Origin of the sequence: Streptomyces sp. NBC_01431, from assembly GCF_036231355.1 — a bacterium.
Classification (GTDB): Bacteria; Actinomycetota; Actinomycetes; order Streptomycetales; family Streptomycetaceae; genus Streptomyces.
The window spans coordinates 417521-431218 of the sequence record NZ_CP109497.1 but is presented as its reverse complement, the minus strand read 5'-3'; the positions used below and the strand labels follow the sequence as shown (position 1 = coordinate 431218).

The following is a 13698-nucleotide window of genomic DNA, read 5'->3' as shown; positions in this document are numbered from 1 at the left end:
GGGGGACTGACAGTCCCCCGGTCCGGCTTTCCCCGGGGCGAAGCGGACCCCCCGGAAGCCGTTCAGCGGCCGATTCCGGTGCTGAAGTGGAACGTGTCGAGACCGACCGGGGCCCAACCGCCCCGGTCGGTCTCCGTTCGCATCGTACGAAGGGAACTCCTGTGTCGGACACCAAGACATTCCTGATCACCGGCGTCAGCACCGGCCTGGGCCGCGCACTCGGGCACGCGGCGCTGGCCGCGGGCCACCGGGTGGTGGGCACGGTACGCACCCCCGCCGACGCACGGGCCTTTGAGGCGCTCGCCGGCGACGCGCACGCCCGCATCCTGGACGTGACCGACCATGACTCGGTGGACAAGGTCGTGGCCGAGACCGAGCGCGACCTGGGCCCGGTCGACGTACTCGTCGCCAACGCCGGGTACGGCCATGACGGCCTCTTCGAGGAGTCGTCGATGGATGACCTTCGCCGTCAGTTCGAGGTGAACGTCTACGGAACCGTGGCGGTGATCAAGGCCGTGCTGCCGCACATGCGGGAACGCCGTGCGGGCCACATCATCGCCGTCACCTCGATGGGCGGCCTGATCACCATGCCCGGCCTCAGCTTCTACCACGGCAGCAAGTTCGCGGTGGAGGGCATCCTCGAAACGCTCGGCAAGGAGGTCGCCGATTTCGGCATCCATGTCACCGCCGTCGAGCCGGGCAGTTTCCGCACCGACTGGTCCGGGCGCTCGATGATCCGCGCACCCCGTGCGATCGCGGACTACGACGAGCTGTTCGAGCCGCTGCGCGCCCGGCGCATCCACGGCAGCGGGACCCAGCCGGGCGACCCGGACAAGGCCGCGGCCGCGGTGCTGCGAATCGTGGCGGCCGACCGGCCGCCGGCGCGACTGCTGCTCGGCAACGACGCGCTTCGGCTCGTCCGGGCCGGACGCGACGCCTTCGAGCACGACATGCTGGCATGGGCCGAGCTCTCGGCCTCCACCGACTTCGACGACGTCAGCCGGTCCGCATAACCTCACTCGCTGCCGGGCCCCCGGCGCGGGCCTCGACGGCGCGCCCGTCATCACCAAGTCGGCTCGCTCTTGGTCCACCACAGCCGGGCCTGCTCGTAGCCGTTCACACCTTCCAGCGCACCCTGGCAACCCGGAAGAGACAGTCATGTGACGCTGCATGATTCCCGGCTGCCGGGAGGCCGACGTCCCGTGACGCGACGGCACGCGCTGTGGCCTCGCTGCAACCAGCTCTTCGGCGCTCAGCAAGGACCATGCTCCGGGTAAGCGGGTCACTGTGCTGGGGTGAGCAGACGGCGAAGGGCCGCCGGTGTGTGGCCGAGGTATTGGCGCATCGTGCGGGTGAGGTGGGCTTGGTCGGCGTAGCCGAGGTCGGCGGCGAGGGTGCTGAGGCTGTTCTCTCCGGCCTCCAGGCGGTCGAGGGCCCTGCCGATGCGGACGCGCTGGCGGTAGTGGGTCACTGTCACGCCGAGTTCGCGTGGGAAGGCCCGGCTCAGGCGGTAGGGGGAGACGCCGAGCTGCTTGGCGAGCGAGAACAGCGTGTCCGACGAGGGGTGGGCTTCGGCGATCGCCTCGCGGGCGGCCGCGATGAGGGGTCGGTCGCGCCCGGAGGCGGTGGGAGCGAGCGGGGTCGGTCCAGTCGCGGTGCGACCGATGGCGGTGGACAGAAGGGCCAGCAGTTCCTCGGAGAGTGCGTAGTCGACGTCTCCGGAGCGTGCGGCGGCGAGCAGGCGGCGGTGGGCAAGGTCGAGGTGCGGATCGACGTAGACGACCTGGGCAGCCGGTACTTCGGCGTCTCCGGCGAGGGAGCGCCACAGCTTCGGTGCCACGCTGATCGATGTGCAAACGTCGCCGCCGGTGGGATGGGCGAAGCTCTCCTCTTCACCCGGTGTGCCCACGTAGGCGAGGGTCGCGTCGAGGTCGGCTGGACTGCTTGCCGCTTTCCGACGGAACCGCCCGCGGCGCACGAGTACCACGCGGTAGTCGGCACGCACCTCCGGCGCCGACCAGCGGGTGTGGTCGGAACGGCAGGTCACCGCACTGATGTCGAAGTCTGGGCGGCTGGCAACAGAAATGGCTGTGAGCACCCTCGCACGCTACGTGGGAGGTCTGACAACCACGCCCCGTTGCAAGGATCTTCAAGACCGGGCCCGCAGCCGGGAGGACGCTTGCACAGTGCGAGGGCCTGCGCGCTCCCCGTACGCCGCTGTGTTCATTCCCTACCGATTCCCAGGAGTCATCGGCATGTCTGTTCTGAAGCAGCTCAGCACGGTCGTCGTCGACTGTGCCGACCCGGCCACGCTCGCCGCGTTCTACCAGAAGGCCACCGGGTGGGAGATCACCCACAGCGACCAGGACTTCGCCTCCCTGGGCAGTGGCACTCCGGTCCAGCTCGCCTTCGTCCGCGTCGACGGCTACGAGGTGCCGAACTGGCCCGAAGGCACGACGTACATACACCTCGACTTCACCGTCGCCGACTTGGACGCCGCGGCCGAGGAACTACTCGCCCTGGGTGCGTCCCGGCCCGACTTCCAGCCGGGTGAGGGCCAGTGGATCGTCCTCACCGACCCCGAGGGCCACCCGTTCTGTCTTGCCACTGCCCCGGCCGGCGACTGACCGATCCACCCAGAAGGGACAGATCCATGGCATCCATCCATCGCGAAGTGCTGATCGATGACACCCCAGCCAACGTGTGGGCGGCGGTCCGTGACTTCGGAGAGGTCCACCACCGCCTCGCACCGGGGTATGTCACCGACACCCGCGTCGACGGCGACATCAGGACCGTCACCTTCGCCAACGGCGCCGTGGTGCGCGAACTCATCGTCGACATCGACGATGAGACCCGGCGCATCGCCTACGCAGTGGTCGGCGGCTCCCTGGAACCCACGCACCACCACGCCTCCATGCAGGTGCTCGCCGGGGAGGGGAACCGCAGCCGCTTCGTCTGGATCATCGATGTGACGCCGGAAAGCCTCGGTGCACCCATCGCCGAGATGGTCGATCAGGGACTCCGCGTCATCAAGCACACGCTGGACCACGAGGCGACTCCGATCGGCTGACCGGCGACACCAGGCCAGGACAAGCGTGCAGCCCGGAACGGGGAAGCGTTCCGGGCCGCACTGCCGCGGTATGTGGCGTGGTTACGGGGTGGGTTGGTGTCGAGCCAGGCGGTGGGGGAAGAGTTGTCGCCGCCGCGCCGGTTGTAGCGGCCGGACGCACGGCGCTTCGGGAGATCTGGCGCGATCCCTGTCGGGACTCTGAAGGCCTGGTTCGTTCAGCCGGCGGTTTTAACCGCTTGAGTCTCCAGTAGGGGGAGACAGCAAGGTGAAGCACATGAACGGTGACGCGCTCTACGCGATTGGTGACCTGGCCCGGCGAACCGGGCTGACGGTGAAGACCATTCGGTTCTACTCCGACGCGGGAATCGTGCCGCCGACTGACCGAAGCCCGGCTGGCTACCGGCTCTACGACATCGACGCCGTCACACGTCTCGATCTCGTACGCACCCTGCGCGACCTCGGGCTGGATCTTTCCGCCATCAGGAAGGTGCTCGACCGGGAAGTCTCCGTCCCCGAGGTGGCTTCGGCGCACGCCGATGCCCTGGACGTGCAGATTCGTACGCTTCGTCTGCGGCGATCAGTACTGAGAGCGGTAGCCAAGCGTGGCGCTACACCCGAGGAATTGGATCTCATGCACACACTCGCCAAACTCTCCGACAGCGAACGACAGCGACTGGTGAACGACTTCATCGATGACACCTTCGGCGATCTCGACGCCAACCCGGAGTTCGTGGCCATGATGCGTTCGGCCATGCCCCAACTCCCCGACGACCCGGCTCCCGAACAGGTCGAGGCATGGGTGGAACTGGCAGAACTCTGCCAGGACACGGACTTCCGGGCCGCCGTCCGACGGATGGCCGAACACCAGGCAGCGGAGCGGGCGCAGGGCGACACCACCGGCCTGCACCACGATCTGACCACTGCGGTGCGTGAGCAGGTCGGCGAAGCTCTCGCAGCAGGAATCCAGCCGACGTCCGACCGGGCGGTGCCCATTGTCGACGCTCTCACCGTTCTCTATGCCGAGACGTTCGGACGCACTGACGATGCCGACCTGCGGCAATGGCTCGTCACTCGGTTGGAGACCGGCGCGGACCCCAGAGCGGAGCGCTACTGGCAGCTTCTGTCGACCATCAACGGCTGGCCAGTACCTCCTGCTCTCGCGCCGGTCTTCAGTTGGTTCATCACCGCTCTGCGCTCGCAGCTGAGCAGATAGCACGCCGCGCAGCCCCCGAACACGTCTGCCGCAAGTGGTGGGGGACCGCAGAGCAAGTGGGCAGCCGAGGCCCTCACCGGCAAGGGCGTTGGTCCCCTTGCACTGACCGCCCCGCTCACGGACCTGTCACTGACCGCCCCACCCATGGGCCTGTCGGCGAAGGCCCTGGCGGGCGGCCGCTCCTCAGGCTCGCCGCTGGCCGCAGGCATGGATTTCCGATGGCCATCAGCCCGGACAACCAACGATCGCCCGCCCGGGCATCTTAATGGCCGTTGACATCAATCGCCTTGAGCCTTGATCCAAGCGAAAGGGAGTGGGTCCACCGGTTGCGAGAACAGGCTGCGGGCCTCGGCGGTGTCCGGCATCTTCCTGTCGCGCAGCGGTACGGCGCCGTACAAGTCATGCAGCGGGCCGGGCCGTTGCATGCCCGCAGGGTGCTTGGAGAAAGAGAAGACGAGGGCTCCCGCCTCATGGCTGCGTTTACGCCGGCAAGGTGAGGATTTCGGCTCCATCGTCGGTGATGGCGATCGTGTGCTCGCTGTGTGCTGTCCGGCAGCCTGTCGCGCTTCGGAGTGTCCACCCGTCGGCATCGGTGACGAGTTGCGCGGTGTCCGCCATGACCCACGGCTCCAGTGCCAGCAGCAGCCCGGGGCGCAGTTTGTATCCGCGGCCGGGCCGTCCGGTGTTCGAAACGTGCGGGTCCTGGTGCATCGTCGATCCGATGCCGTGACCACCGAACTCGGTGTTGATGGGGTAGCCCGCCTCGCTGAGGACGGTGCCGATGGCATGGGAGATGTCGCCGACGCGGGCCCCGGGCCCGGCGGCGGCGATCGCCGCCGCCAGCGCGCGTTCAGTTGCGCTGATCATCGCGACGCTCTCCGGAGGCTTGGTGTCACCTACGATGAAACTGATGGCGGCGTCTGCGGCGACCCCGGCCTTGGAGACGGCGAGGTCGAGTGTCAGCAGGTCGCCGTCGGCAAGTGTGTAGTCGTGCGGCTTTCCATGGAGCACAGCGTCGTTGACGGCCGTGCAAATGTAGTGGCCGAACGGGCCGCGTCCGAAGGATGGCGCGTAGTCGACGTAGCAGGACGTAGCTCCCGCCTCGACGATCATGGCCTTGGCCCACTGGTCGATGTCCAGAAGGTTCGTGCCGATCGTGCTACGGCTCTTCAGCGTCTGCAGGATGTGGGCGACCAGGGCGCCTGTGTCTCTTGCTCGGGTCAGACGGGTGTGGTTCAGGATCTCGATCATGCGGCGTCCTTCTCGCTATACCAATAACTATACCGGCAATACTGTACCGGTATTAGAATCGGGGTCATGGTCAGGTTGCCCCTTACTCCCGAAGAGGTCGAACGCGGACAGCGACTCGGCGCCCTGCTGCGTCTAGCCAGGGGGGAGCGCTCGATGCTCGATACAGCGCTCGCCGCACGTGTCTCACCGGAGACCCTCCGGAAGATCGAAACGGGGCGCGTGGCCACCCCCGCCTTTCCGACCATCGCGGCGATCGCCGATGTCCTCGGCCTCTCCCTCGACGCGGTGTGGACCGAAATCAGCCGGCCCGAATGTGGCGTTGGACCGATCGACTCCCGCCACTACGCACGAGAGCGGCTGGCGTCCTGAGGGCCGTGGCCGTACCCAGAGGTTCGGTTGTGGATCGAACGTGGGGTCTTGGTTGGTGATCGGCACGTGGCCGGGGAATGACAGCAGAGCCCGTCAACAAAATCACGGATGACGAGGGCAACTGCTGGTGTTCTTCGACTTCCCGGCCGAGCGCCGGATCCACCTGCGAACGACGAATCCCATCGAGTCGGCATTCGCCACCGTGCACCTACGGACGAAGGCCACCAAGGGAGGGCGCAGCCGGGCTGCCGAACTGGCCAGGGTCTTCAAGCTGGTTGAGTCCCCCCAGGCCCGCCGGCCGGCGGTGAACGCACCCCACCCCCCATCGCCCTCGTCCGCGCCGGAGCCTGTTTCGAACGCGAGCCACCTCGTCGAGCGTCCCCAGATGGCCGATGCGGCACTGCGAAATTGGCCACCCACCTGGCAGACGGGTGCCCGTGGATGAGTGTCGTGCCACCGGCGGTGCGGTGGCGACGGCGCCGAACAGTCCACGTGTCGTGTCCGAGGGGCTCAGGGGCTGGCCGGTACGGGGGCTGCCGATCCGTCATGGGTGAGGTGGGATTCGTCGGGCGGAGTTCGTGAGCCGCTCGGCGAGAGCTTCGACCAGACCGCGGAGCTCATCCGGGCGTTCGATGACGAATGGCCGGTCCAGCGAGGCGAGTACAGCTGGCAGCCAGTCGAGCCTGTCCACACGCAACTCGACGCGGAACCAGCGCTCGGTCTGCGGATCTGCGCCGTCCGGGCACGTCAGTTCCTCCACGATCGCGACGCCGGCGGGAAGCCGGGTGTGGATGTGCTCGGCCGTGCCCTGGATCCGCAGGGTCACCTCATGCCGGTACGGGGCCGTGGCGAGCCCTGTCAGGACGCGCTCCGCCGGGTCGAGTCCGGCGGGTGGTTCGAACGAGCCGGGCAACGCCCTCACACCGGCGATGCGATCCAACCGGAACGTCCGGTCCTGGCCCGACGCGAGATCCGCTCCCGTTACGTACCACCGGCCCGAGTGGGCGACGAGCCCGTACGGATGCAGTGTGCGTTCGCTGCGTCGGCCGCCGGCGGCTGTGTACCGCATCGAGATCGGCCGGTGATGGTTCACCGCGTCGGCGATCGGGAGCAGAACCGCAGAATCCGGGGGGACTGTCTCGCCGGGCGGGGTCGTGAAGGCAAGGGAGCCGAGCACGGCGTCGAGCGTGAGGCGCAGCCTCTCCGGCAGCACTCGCCGGATCTTGGCAGCCGCGGTCTCGCTCGCCGTGCTCGTGGCCGTACTCAGGCCTGCTCGCCGGCCCGCGAGCAGGCCGAGCAGCACGGCGAGCGCTTCGTCGTCGCTCAGCATGAGCGGAGGCATGCGGTAACCGGGGGCGAGCCGGTAGCCGCCGTGGCGACCGCGCACCGATTCGACGGGGACATCGAGGTCGAGGAGGTGGGTGGCGTAGCGCCGCACGGTGCGTTCGTCGACGCCGAGCCGGTCGGCCAGTTCGGTCACGGTCCGGATGCCACCCGACTGCAAAAGCTCCAGCAGGGTGAGTACGCGGGCAGTAGGGCGAGGCATGCCGAGAAGTCTTCCGCATATACCGGGCGGGTTCCGCCCGGTATTCGCCGTAGCGTGCGGTCAGAAGCACCGACCTGCACCGATCCGCCAGGAGAAGACCCATGGACTTTGTCTCTGTACGCATCATCACGGGCGACGTCGCCCGTCTCGTCGCCTTCTACGAGCGTGCCACCGGCGTATCTGCCACTTGGTCCACCGAGGACTTCGCTGAGCTCAGGACAGCCTCGGCCACCCTCGCGATCGGCAGTACCCGCACGGTCCCTCTGTTCGCACCCGGCTCAGCCCGCCCTGCCGACAACCACAGCGTCATCCTTGAGTTCCTTGTCGACGACGTGGACAGCGTGCACAAGAACCTGACCGGCTTCGTGGAGGACTTCGTCAATGAGCCCACCACGATGCCTTGGGGCAATCGTGCGCTCCTGTTCCGCGATCCCGACGGCAACCTCGTCAACTTTTTCACCCCCGTCACGCCTGCCGCCATCGAGAAGTTCGCTCGCTGAGGACTGCACAGCTGCCCGCCAGGCGCACGGCTTGCCGTCGGTCCAACCTTGCTGGGAAACGTCCCAGGTTCGTTGTCACTGGTCACAGGGCCGCACTCGACTGATTTGGCTGTCCAGGAACGCCCTTGGCGTTCCCCGCAGCCTGGCTCCTGCGGTGAGCCACACGCTGGGCCGTCGGCGCCTGTGGTGGAGGTCGAGCCAAGGTGAACCCAATAGCCGCCACGGGATGATCTTGGCGATTTTTCAGTAGTGCAGTCCGGTTGACTCGTGCTCGGCCGGGTCCCGGCCTACTTCGCCGAGGCGGAGAGCTCGGCGTCGTCCGGGGCGACGTTCTCGGTTTCTTGTGCTCCTGGCCCCCTACTCGGTCCAGGTCCCGAACGGCCCGGGAAGACCGGAACCGGGACCACCGGGACCACCGAGGTCCCGCCGCGCTGGAGGAAGGGCATGACACGCCCGAAGCTCAGGGTGGTCGTCGTCCTTGCCGGACTTCTTGTCGGCGCGGGCCCGGACCGCGGATGAGTTCCGCGGTCCGGGCCGGGCGCGACTGATGTCAGGCGCTGTGCTTGGCGAGGAAGTCGGTGATCAGCTTCTGCCACTCCTCGGGGCGCTCGACCATGGGCAGGTGCCCGGTGGGGATCTCCACGAGCTGGGCGCCGGGGATGGTGTCGGCGATCTGCCGGTGGAGGCGGGTGGAGGTGAACCAGTCCTGGGTGGTGGAGATGACCAGAGTGGGCGCCTTGATGTGCGGCAGGTCGTCGCGGACGTCTGCCCGGCCGGCGAGTTCGGCGTGCTCGGGGGTGCCGTCGGCGATGTTCGCGGCAGTGATTTCGAGAGCCTGCTGGAGCTGCTCCTCCGACAGATACTCCAGCGCGTCGGCGCCCATGGCCATCATGACCAGGAACTTGGACAGCAGCTCGCGGTCCGTCTCGGCGAGCTTGGCCCAGATCGGCGTGGCGAGAGCGAGCCGGTTGTCGTGGTACGGGAGGGTCGCGGTCAGGACGAGGGCGCTGACGCGTTCGGGGTGACGGGCGGCGGCGCGCATGGCGACGAGGCCGCCGAGGGAGTAGCCCGCCGCGGCGAAGGTCTCCAGACCTTCGGCGACGGCGGCGGCGACGAGCTGGTCGGCCAGATCGTCGAGCCGCAGCGGGGTGGTGGAGCGGGGGGTGTCGCCGCTGCCGGGGTAGTCGACGCCGACGACGGTGTGGTGGGCGGCCAGGCCCTGGAGGATCGGGCCGTAGGTGTTGTCGATGCTGCTGCCGGCGCCGTGGGCGAGGGCGAGGCCGGGGCCGGAGCCCAGGACGGTGCGGGCGAAGGTCGCTTCGGGCAGGGCGCGCTGTGACATGGGAATTTCCAGTCTTCGGGGAGGTGGCGGGGCCAGGTGCTGCGGTGCTTGGACCGGGAGCGGATCTGCGCCAGGGCGGGCAGCAGGGCCGACCGTCGGGGCGAGGGTGTAGGTGGCGGAGCCGAGTGGGAGCTGGGCTTGGGTGACCAGGTCCGCGCCGACCAGCTCGCGCAGCCGGTCGGCGAGCATCTTGGTGCTGATGGAGCCGAGGGCTTGCCGTAGTTCACCCAAGCGGGCCGGGCGGGTGGCCAGGGTGTGCAGGATGATCCCGTTCCACTTCTGGCCCAGCACCGCGAACGCGGCGGCCGCGTCCGCATCGGCCATCATGCGGCGAGGTTGGCCAGTGCCATCGGTTCGGCCTTCCAGCTCGTGCGTCCCGGTGCGGGCATGCGTGGGTTGGGCTTGAGGTGGGGCCGCAACCGGCCGGGGGATGCCCGGCTGCGGCCCCGGGGCCACCTCGCCCGTTCCAGCGACGCGAGGCGGCGGCACAGGGGGGGTCAGGGCACCAGGACGGCCTTGCCCCGGTTGCGGTGAGCCTCCACGTCGGCTTGTGCCCGAGCCGCCTCCGCCAGGGGGAAGGCGCGCCAGACGGGCACGGTGAGCTTCCCGGCGGCGGCCAGCTGCACCAGCGCGGGCAGGGACTCCCCGACGTGCTCGGACGTACCGGCGCTGAAGCGCACGCCGTGCTGCGCGGCGGTCATATCGGCGATGGTGATGACCTTGCCCGCGTCGCCGGTCAGGGCGACGGAGTCGGCGAGCACACCGGCGCCGGAGGCATCGAACACGAAGTCCACGCTGCCCGGGGCGGCGGCCTTCACCCGCTCCACCCAGCCGTCGCCGTAGCGGACCGCGGTGGCCCCGAAGGCGGTGACGCGCTCCAGGTCGCGCTCGGCGGCGGTGCCGATGACGGTGATCCCGCGGGCGGCGGCCAGCTGTACCGCGATGACGCCCACGCTGCCGGCGGCGCCGTGGATCAGCAGGGTCTGGCCCGCCCGCACGCCCAACTGGGCAAGGACGCGGGCCGCGGTCAGGCCGACCGTGACCAGTGAGGCGGCGACCTCCCACGACAGGGCTTCGGGCTTGGCCACCGGCCCCTCCAGCAAGGCGTACTCGGCGTAACTGCCGCCGACGGTGGCGCCGAGGACCTCGTCCCCCACCGTCGCGTCGGCTCCCTCGCCGACGGCGTCGACGACACCGGCCGCGTCCAGGCCGGGGATCACGGGGAAGTCGGCCGGGGCCATGCGGGCCATCAGGCCGGACCGGATCTTCATGTCGATCGGGTTCACGGAGGCGGCCCTGACCTTGATCCGGACCTGCCCGGGGCCCGGCGTCGGCGGGGTGACCTCCGACAGTCGCAGCATCTCGGGCGCGCCGTACTCGGAGAAAGTGATCGCTTTGGACATCGGAAACTCCAGGGAGAGGAGGACACGGGATGCGAAGTGATCCGTGTCACAAGAGTGGGGTCAAAGCGGCGGGACGCCCCGGCGGCAGGCCGAAGGCCTGGGCCACGGGGGCTGCCTCGTCAGCTGGTGAGAGCGGGGTAGTCGGTGTAGCCGCGATGGTCGCCGCCGTAGAAGGTCGACTGGTCCGGGCTGTTGAACGGGCCGCCGGCCGCCAGGCGGGCCGGGAGGTCGGGGTTGGCCAGGAACAGCGCCCCGTAGGCCACCATGTCCGCCGCGCCGTCCTCGATCAGCTGTAGCGCCTCGGGCCCGGTGACCTCGGGGTAGGTGAACGGGTTGAGAACGAATGTGCCAGGCCAGACCTTGCGCAGACGCGCGGTCAGGCCGCGGTCCGGGCCCTCCATCAGGTGCAGGTAGGCCAGGTCCAGGCCGGCGATCCTCCCGATCAGCGCCTCGTAGGTCTCGGCCGGGTCGTGCTCGGCCATGTCGTTGTACCGGTTGCCGGGCGAGATCCGCAGGCCCACCCGGTCGCCGCCAATCGCCCCGGCCACGGCGGCGGTCACCTCGACGGCGAAGCGGATCCGCCCCTCGGCCCCGCCGCCCCAGGCATCGGTGCGCCGGTTGGTGTTCGGAGCGAGGAACTGGTGGATCAGGTAGCCGTTGGCTCCGTGGAGCTCCACCCCGTCGAACCCGGCCTCGATCGCGTTGCGGGCCGCGTCGGCGAAGTCGGCGATCGTCTGCCGGATCTCCGCCTCGCTCAACTCCTTCGGCGTCACGAACTCCTTCGGTCCCTCGTGGGTGAACACCTTGCCCTTGGCGGCCACCGCCGACGGGCCCACCGGCACCAGGCCCTCGGGCAACAGGCTCGGGTGGCCGATCCGGCCGGTGTGCATCAGCTGCGCGAAGATCACACCGTCCTCGCGGTGCACCGCGTCGGTCACCTGCCGCCACGCCGCCACCTGCCCGGACGTGTGCAGCCCGGGGGTGTTCGGGTAGCCCTGGCCGGTCACCGAGGGCTGGATGCCCTCGGTGACGATCAGGCCGGCGCCAGCACGCTGCGCGTAGTACGTCGCCATCAGCTTGGTGGGCTCGGAGCCCGGCCCATAGGCGCGGCTGCGGGTCATCGGCGCCATCACGACGCGGCTGGCCAGGCGGCGGCCGCCCAGGACGATCGGATCGAAAGCGGTGGTCATGATCAAAGCCCTTCACGAGGGGGGTGCTGTAGTGGCCGCGACGGCCTCTGTTGGCGGGTCCCTGGTGCGACCCGGCGATTTACCTGTTCGAACAGTAAATCTCGCGGCGGCATTCCGCAAACGACGTGACTCCTGTCACAACGGCCGCGAAAACGGACAGATTCGGTCCAGTTTGCGCATGAATGCGAGAAGATGAATCGGAGAGCCGGAAGTGGCAGAGGTATCCTGTTCGAGCAACATTCACCATGAGGCAGGAGTGTCAGAGACCATGGCGGAATCCGCAGCCAGCAGCGAGGGCCGCTCCCCGGCCTCGGCCGACGCGGCCATCCCCCTGCCCGCGGCAGCCGGCGGAGGACCCATCAGCCACGCGATCTTCCGGGTAGCCCGCACCCACCGCATGATCGCCGGGCACCTCCTGCGCCGCGTGGGCCTGCACCCGGGCCAGGAGCTGGTGATGATGCAGCTGTGGGAACTCGGACCACAGCGGCAGGTCGACCTCGTCCGCCTGCTCGACTCCGACGCCGCCACCATGACCCGCACCATCCGGCGCCTCGAACACTCCGGCTTCGTCCGCCGCTCCCCCTGCCCCGACGACAAACGCGCCTCCGTCATCGAGGCCACCACCGCCAGCCACGCGCTGCGCAAGGAAGTCGAACAGCTGTGGCGCCAGCTCGAAGACGCCACCGTCGGCGACACCACCCGCGAGGAACAGGCCTCCGTCCTACGCGCCCTGGAAGACATCGAGAAGCGACTCACCCGCACAGCCGCACAGCTCGGAGCCTGAGGGCGCACCACGGCAGCCGTTCTGGCTGCGCCGCCGGACAGCCGGTGTTCGTCAACGTGTCGTCTACCGGGGGGGTGTCTGCCGTCCTGCTGTCCGCTGTGTCGGTGGGTTCGGTGGGTGAGAGTGCGGCGAGAAGTTGCAGCTTCTCGTCGCTGTCGCTGTCCTTGTCGGGGTAGTAGACAACGAGGATGACGTCGTCGATGGGGAGTTTGTCGCGGTGGAGCCGTAGTTCACCGACGACGGGGTGGTGGACGGTGGTGGTGCCGCCGTCGAGGTTGCGGACGTCGTGTCGGGCCCACAGGGTGCGGAACCGCTGGCTGGACAGTGCGAGCTCTCCGACGAGTTCGACGAACCGGGGGTTGTCGGTGTCGTCCCCGATGGTGGTGCGAAGGGCGGCCACGAAGTCGGCGGTGGCTTTCCCCCAGTCCTGCTGAAAGGCCTGTTCCTCCGGGTCGAGGAGGAGGGAACGAAGCCGGTTCTCGCCGGGTCGCAGACGTGGGGAGAGGGCGACGGCCATGGGGTTGGAGGCCAGTACGTCGAAGGCGCGCCCTTCGACGAACGCGGGGATCTGAAGGTGGGCGAGGAGTTGGTGCACCCGTACCGGCACGTGCTCGGGTCGCTTGCGGCGCGGTGTCCTGGGGCGTGCTGCCGCGAGGCCGAGCAGGTAGGTCCGCTCGACGTCGTCGAGGTTCAGGACGCGCGCGAGTGAGCCGAGGACCTGGGGTGAGGGGTTCTTGTCGCGGCCCCGTTCCAGGCGCAGGTAGTAGTCGGGGCTGATTCCGGCGAGCAGGGCAACTTCCTCACGGCGCAGGCCGGGTACGCGGCGGTTGCCGCCGGGCGGGAGCCCTGCCTGGGCCGGAGAGATCAGCTCACGCCGGGCGCGGAGGTAGCTGCCGAGTTGGTTGTCCGATGCCTCGTCCTTCACGACTCCACGGTAGTGCGGTGCGTACGTCTCAGCGGGGGCCCTGGCAGGACCAGGGAAGACGGGGGCCCTGCCGCACTCGGCGGAGCCGGTCAAGACTGGCGACGT

The 13698-nt window shown here is 69.0% G+C and carries 14 protein-coding genes and 1 pseudogene; 8 read left to right on the top strand and 7 right to left on the bottom strand.

Going from position 1 to position 13698, the window contains the following annotated elements; translation table 11 throughout:
• The first annotated feature begins 161 nt into the window (after positions 1–161).
• Complete coding sequence (locus OG522_RS39365) at positions 162–1013, top strand: oxidoreductase (protein ID WP_329468262.1); 852 nt, start codon at positions 162–164, stop codon at positions 1011–1013.
• A gap of 269 nt (positions 1014–1282) precedes the next feature.
• Here OG522_RS39365 and OG522_RS39360 read toward each other — a convergent pair whose 3' ends face one another.
• Entirely contained in the window at positions 1283–2098 is an 816-nt protein-coding gene (locus tag OG522_RS39360; protein ID WP_329468260.1) for a helix-turn-helix domain-containing protein, read from the bottom strand.
• Between the two features lie 157 nt (positions 2099–2255).
• Here OG522_RS39360 and OG522_RS39355 point away from each other — a divergent pair, with 157 nt between their 5' ends.
• The 3 genes from OG522_RS39355 to OG522_RS39345 all read left to right on the top strand — a co-directional run bounded on the left by OG522_RS39355 (position 2256) and on the right by OG522_RS39345 (position 4283).
• The gene (locus tag OG522_RS39355) at positions 2256–2627 is read left to right on the top strand and encodes a VOC family protein (RefSeq protein ID WP_329468258.1); all 372 of its coding nucleotides are present in this window, start codon (positions 2256–2258) and stop codon (positions 2625–2627) included.
• Between the two features lie 26 nt (positions 2628–2653).
• Positions 2654–3070, top strand: a complete 417-nt coding sequence (locus OG522_RS39350; RefSeq protein ID WP_329468256.1) for an SRPBCC family protein — start codon at positions 2654–2656, stop codon at positions 3068–3070.
• A 274-nt stretch (positions 3071–3344) separates the two neighbouring features.
• A complete protein-coding gene (locus OG522_RS39345) occupies positions 3345–4283 on the top strand; it encodes a MerR family transcriptional regulator (protein WP_329468255.1) in 939 nt (312 codons plus the stop codon).
• A gap of 480 nt (positions 4284–4763) precedes the next feature.
• On the opposite strand, the gene map is transcribed toward OG522_RS39345, so the two are convergent.
• A complete protein-coding gene (gene map, locus OG522_RS39340) occupies positions 4764–5534 on the bottom strand; it encodes a type I methionyl aminopeptidase (protein WP_329468253.1) in 771 nt (256 codons plus the stop codon).
• Positions 5535–5600: 66 nt separating this feature from the next.
• Between map and OG522_RS39335 the strand changes: the two genes are divergently transcribed.
• The gene (locus tag OG522_RS39335; RefSeq protein ID WP_329468252.1) at positions 5601–5903 is read left to right on the top strand and encodes a helix-turn-helix domain-containing protein; all 303 of its coding nucleotides are present in this window, start codon (positions 5601–5603) and stop codon (positions 5901–5903) included.
• Between the two features lie 121 nt (positions 5904–6024).
• Positions 6025–6263, top strand: a pseudogene (locus OG522_RS39330) (IS256 family transposase); the annotation flags it as partial.
• 184 nt (positions 6264–6447) lie between these two features.
• Here OG522_RS39330 and OG522_RS39325 read toward each other — a convergent pair.
• Positions 6448–7449 (bottom strand): helix-turn-helix transcriptional regulator, encoded by a 1002-nt coding sequence (locus tag OG522_RS39325; RefSeq protein ID WP_329468250.1) that lies wholly within the window; start codon positions 7447–7449, stop codon positions 6448–6450.
• Between the two features lie 101 nt (positions 7450–7550).
• Between OG522_RS39325 and OG522_RS39320 the strand changes: the two genes are divergently transcribed.
• The gene (locus OG522_RS39320; RefSeq protein WP_329468249.1) at positions 7551–7949 is read left to right on the top strand and encodes a VOC family protein; all 399 of its coding nucleotides are present in this window, start codon (positions 7551–7553) and stop codon (positions 7947–7949) included.
• 550 nt (positions 7950–8499) lie between these two features.
• Here OG522_RS39320 and OG522_RS39315 read toward each other — a convergent pair.
• The 3 genes from OG522_RS39315 to OG522_RS39305 form a co-directional block, all read right to left on the bottom strand.
• A complete protein-coding gene (locus OG522_RS39315) occupies positions 8500–9618 on the bottom strand; it encodes an alpha/beta fold hydrolase (RefSeq protein WP_329468247.1) in 1119 nt (372 codons plus the stop codon).
• 170 nt (positions 9619–9788) lie between these two features.
• Positions 9789–10694 carry an NADP-dependent oxidoreductase gene (locus OG522_RS39310; protein ID WP_329468246.1) on the bottom strand — a complete coding sequence of 302 codons (906 nt, stop codon included), beginning with the start codon at positions 10692–10694 and terminating at the stop codon, positions 9789–9791.
• 119 nt (positions 10695–10813) lie between these two features.
• Complete coding sequence (locus OG522_RS39305) at positions 10814–11884, bottom strand: alkene reductase (RefSeq protein WP_329468245.1); 1071 nt, start codon at positions 11882–11884, stop codon at positions 10814–10816.
• A gap of 268 nt (positions 11885–12152) precedes the next feature.
• Here OG522_RS39305 and OG522_RS39300 point away from each other — a divergent pair, with 268 nt between their 5' ends.
• Complete coding sequence (locus OG522_RS39300) at positions 12153–12668, top strand: MarR family winged helix-turn-helix transcriptional regulator (protein WP_329468244.1); 516 nt, start codon at positions 12153–12155, stop codon at positions 12666–12668.
• On the opposite strand, the gene OG522_RS39295 is transcribed toward OG522_RS39300, so the two are convergent.
• The gene (locus OG522_RS39295) at positions 12637–13593 is read right to left on the bottom strand and encodes a helix-turn-helix transcriptional regulator (RefSeq protein WP_329468243.1); all 957 of its coding nucleotides are present in this window, start codon (positions 13591–13593) and stop codon (positions 12637–12639) included. The genes OG522_RS39300 and OG522_RS39295 overlap by 32 nt on opposite strands.
• Positions 13594–13698: the final 105 nt, after the last annotated feature.

Excerpts from the sequence above, each read along its gene's own strand:
- OG522_RS39315 (WP_329468247.1), bottom strand. The coding sequence starts at position 9,618 with ATGATGGCCGATGCGGACGCGGCCGCCGCGTTCGCGGTGCTGGGCCAG.
- OG522_RS39355 (WP_329468258.1), top strand. The coding sequence starts at position 2,256 with ATGTCTGTTCTGAAGCAGCTCAGCACGGTCGTCGTCGACTGTGCCGAC.
- OG522_RS39345 (WP_329468255.1), top strand. The coding sequence starts at position 3,345 with ATGAACGGTGACGCGCTCTACGCGATTGGTGACCTGGCCCGGCGAACC.
- OG522_RS39335 (WP_329468252.1), top strand. The coding sequence starts at position 5,601 with ATGGTCAGGTTGCCCCTTACTCCCGAAGAGGTCGAACGCGGACAGCGA.
- OG522_RS39350 (WP_329468256.1), top strand. The coding sequence starts at position 2,654 with ATGGCATCCATCCATCGCGAAGTGCTGATCGATGACACCCCAGCCAAC.
- OG522_RS39320 (WP_329468249.1), top strand. The coding sequence starts at position 7,551 with ATGGACTTTGTCTCTGTACGCATCATCACGGGCGACGTCGCCCGTCTC.
- OG522_RS39305 (WP_329468245.1), bottom strand. The coding sequence starts at position 11,884 with ATGACCACCGCTTTCGATCCGATCGTCCTGGGCGGCCGCCGCCTGGCC.
- OG522_RS39310 (WP_329468246.1), bottom strand. The coding sequence starts at position 10,694 with ATGTCCAAAGCGATCACTTTCTCCGAGTACGGCGCGCCCGAGATGCTG.
- map (WP_329468253.1), bottom strand. The coding sequence starts at position 5,534 with ATGATCGAGATCCTGAACCACACCCGTCTGACCCGAGCAAGAGACACA.
- OG522_RS39325 (WP_329468250.1), bottom strand. The coding sequence starts at position 7,449 with ATGCCTCGCCCTACTGCCCGCGTACTCACCCTGCTGGAGCTTTTGCAG.
- OG522_RS39300 (WP_329468244.1), top strand. The coding sequence starts at position 12,153 with ATGGCGGAATCCGCAGCCAGCAGCGAGGGCCGCTCCCCGGCCTCGGCC.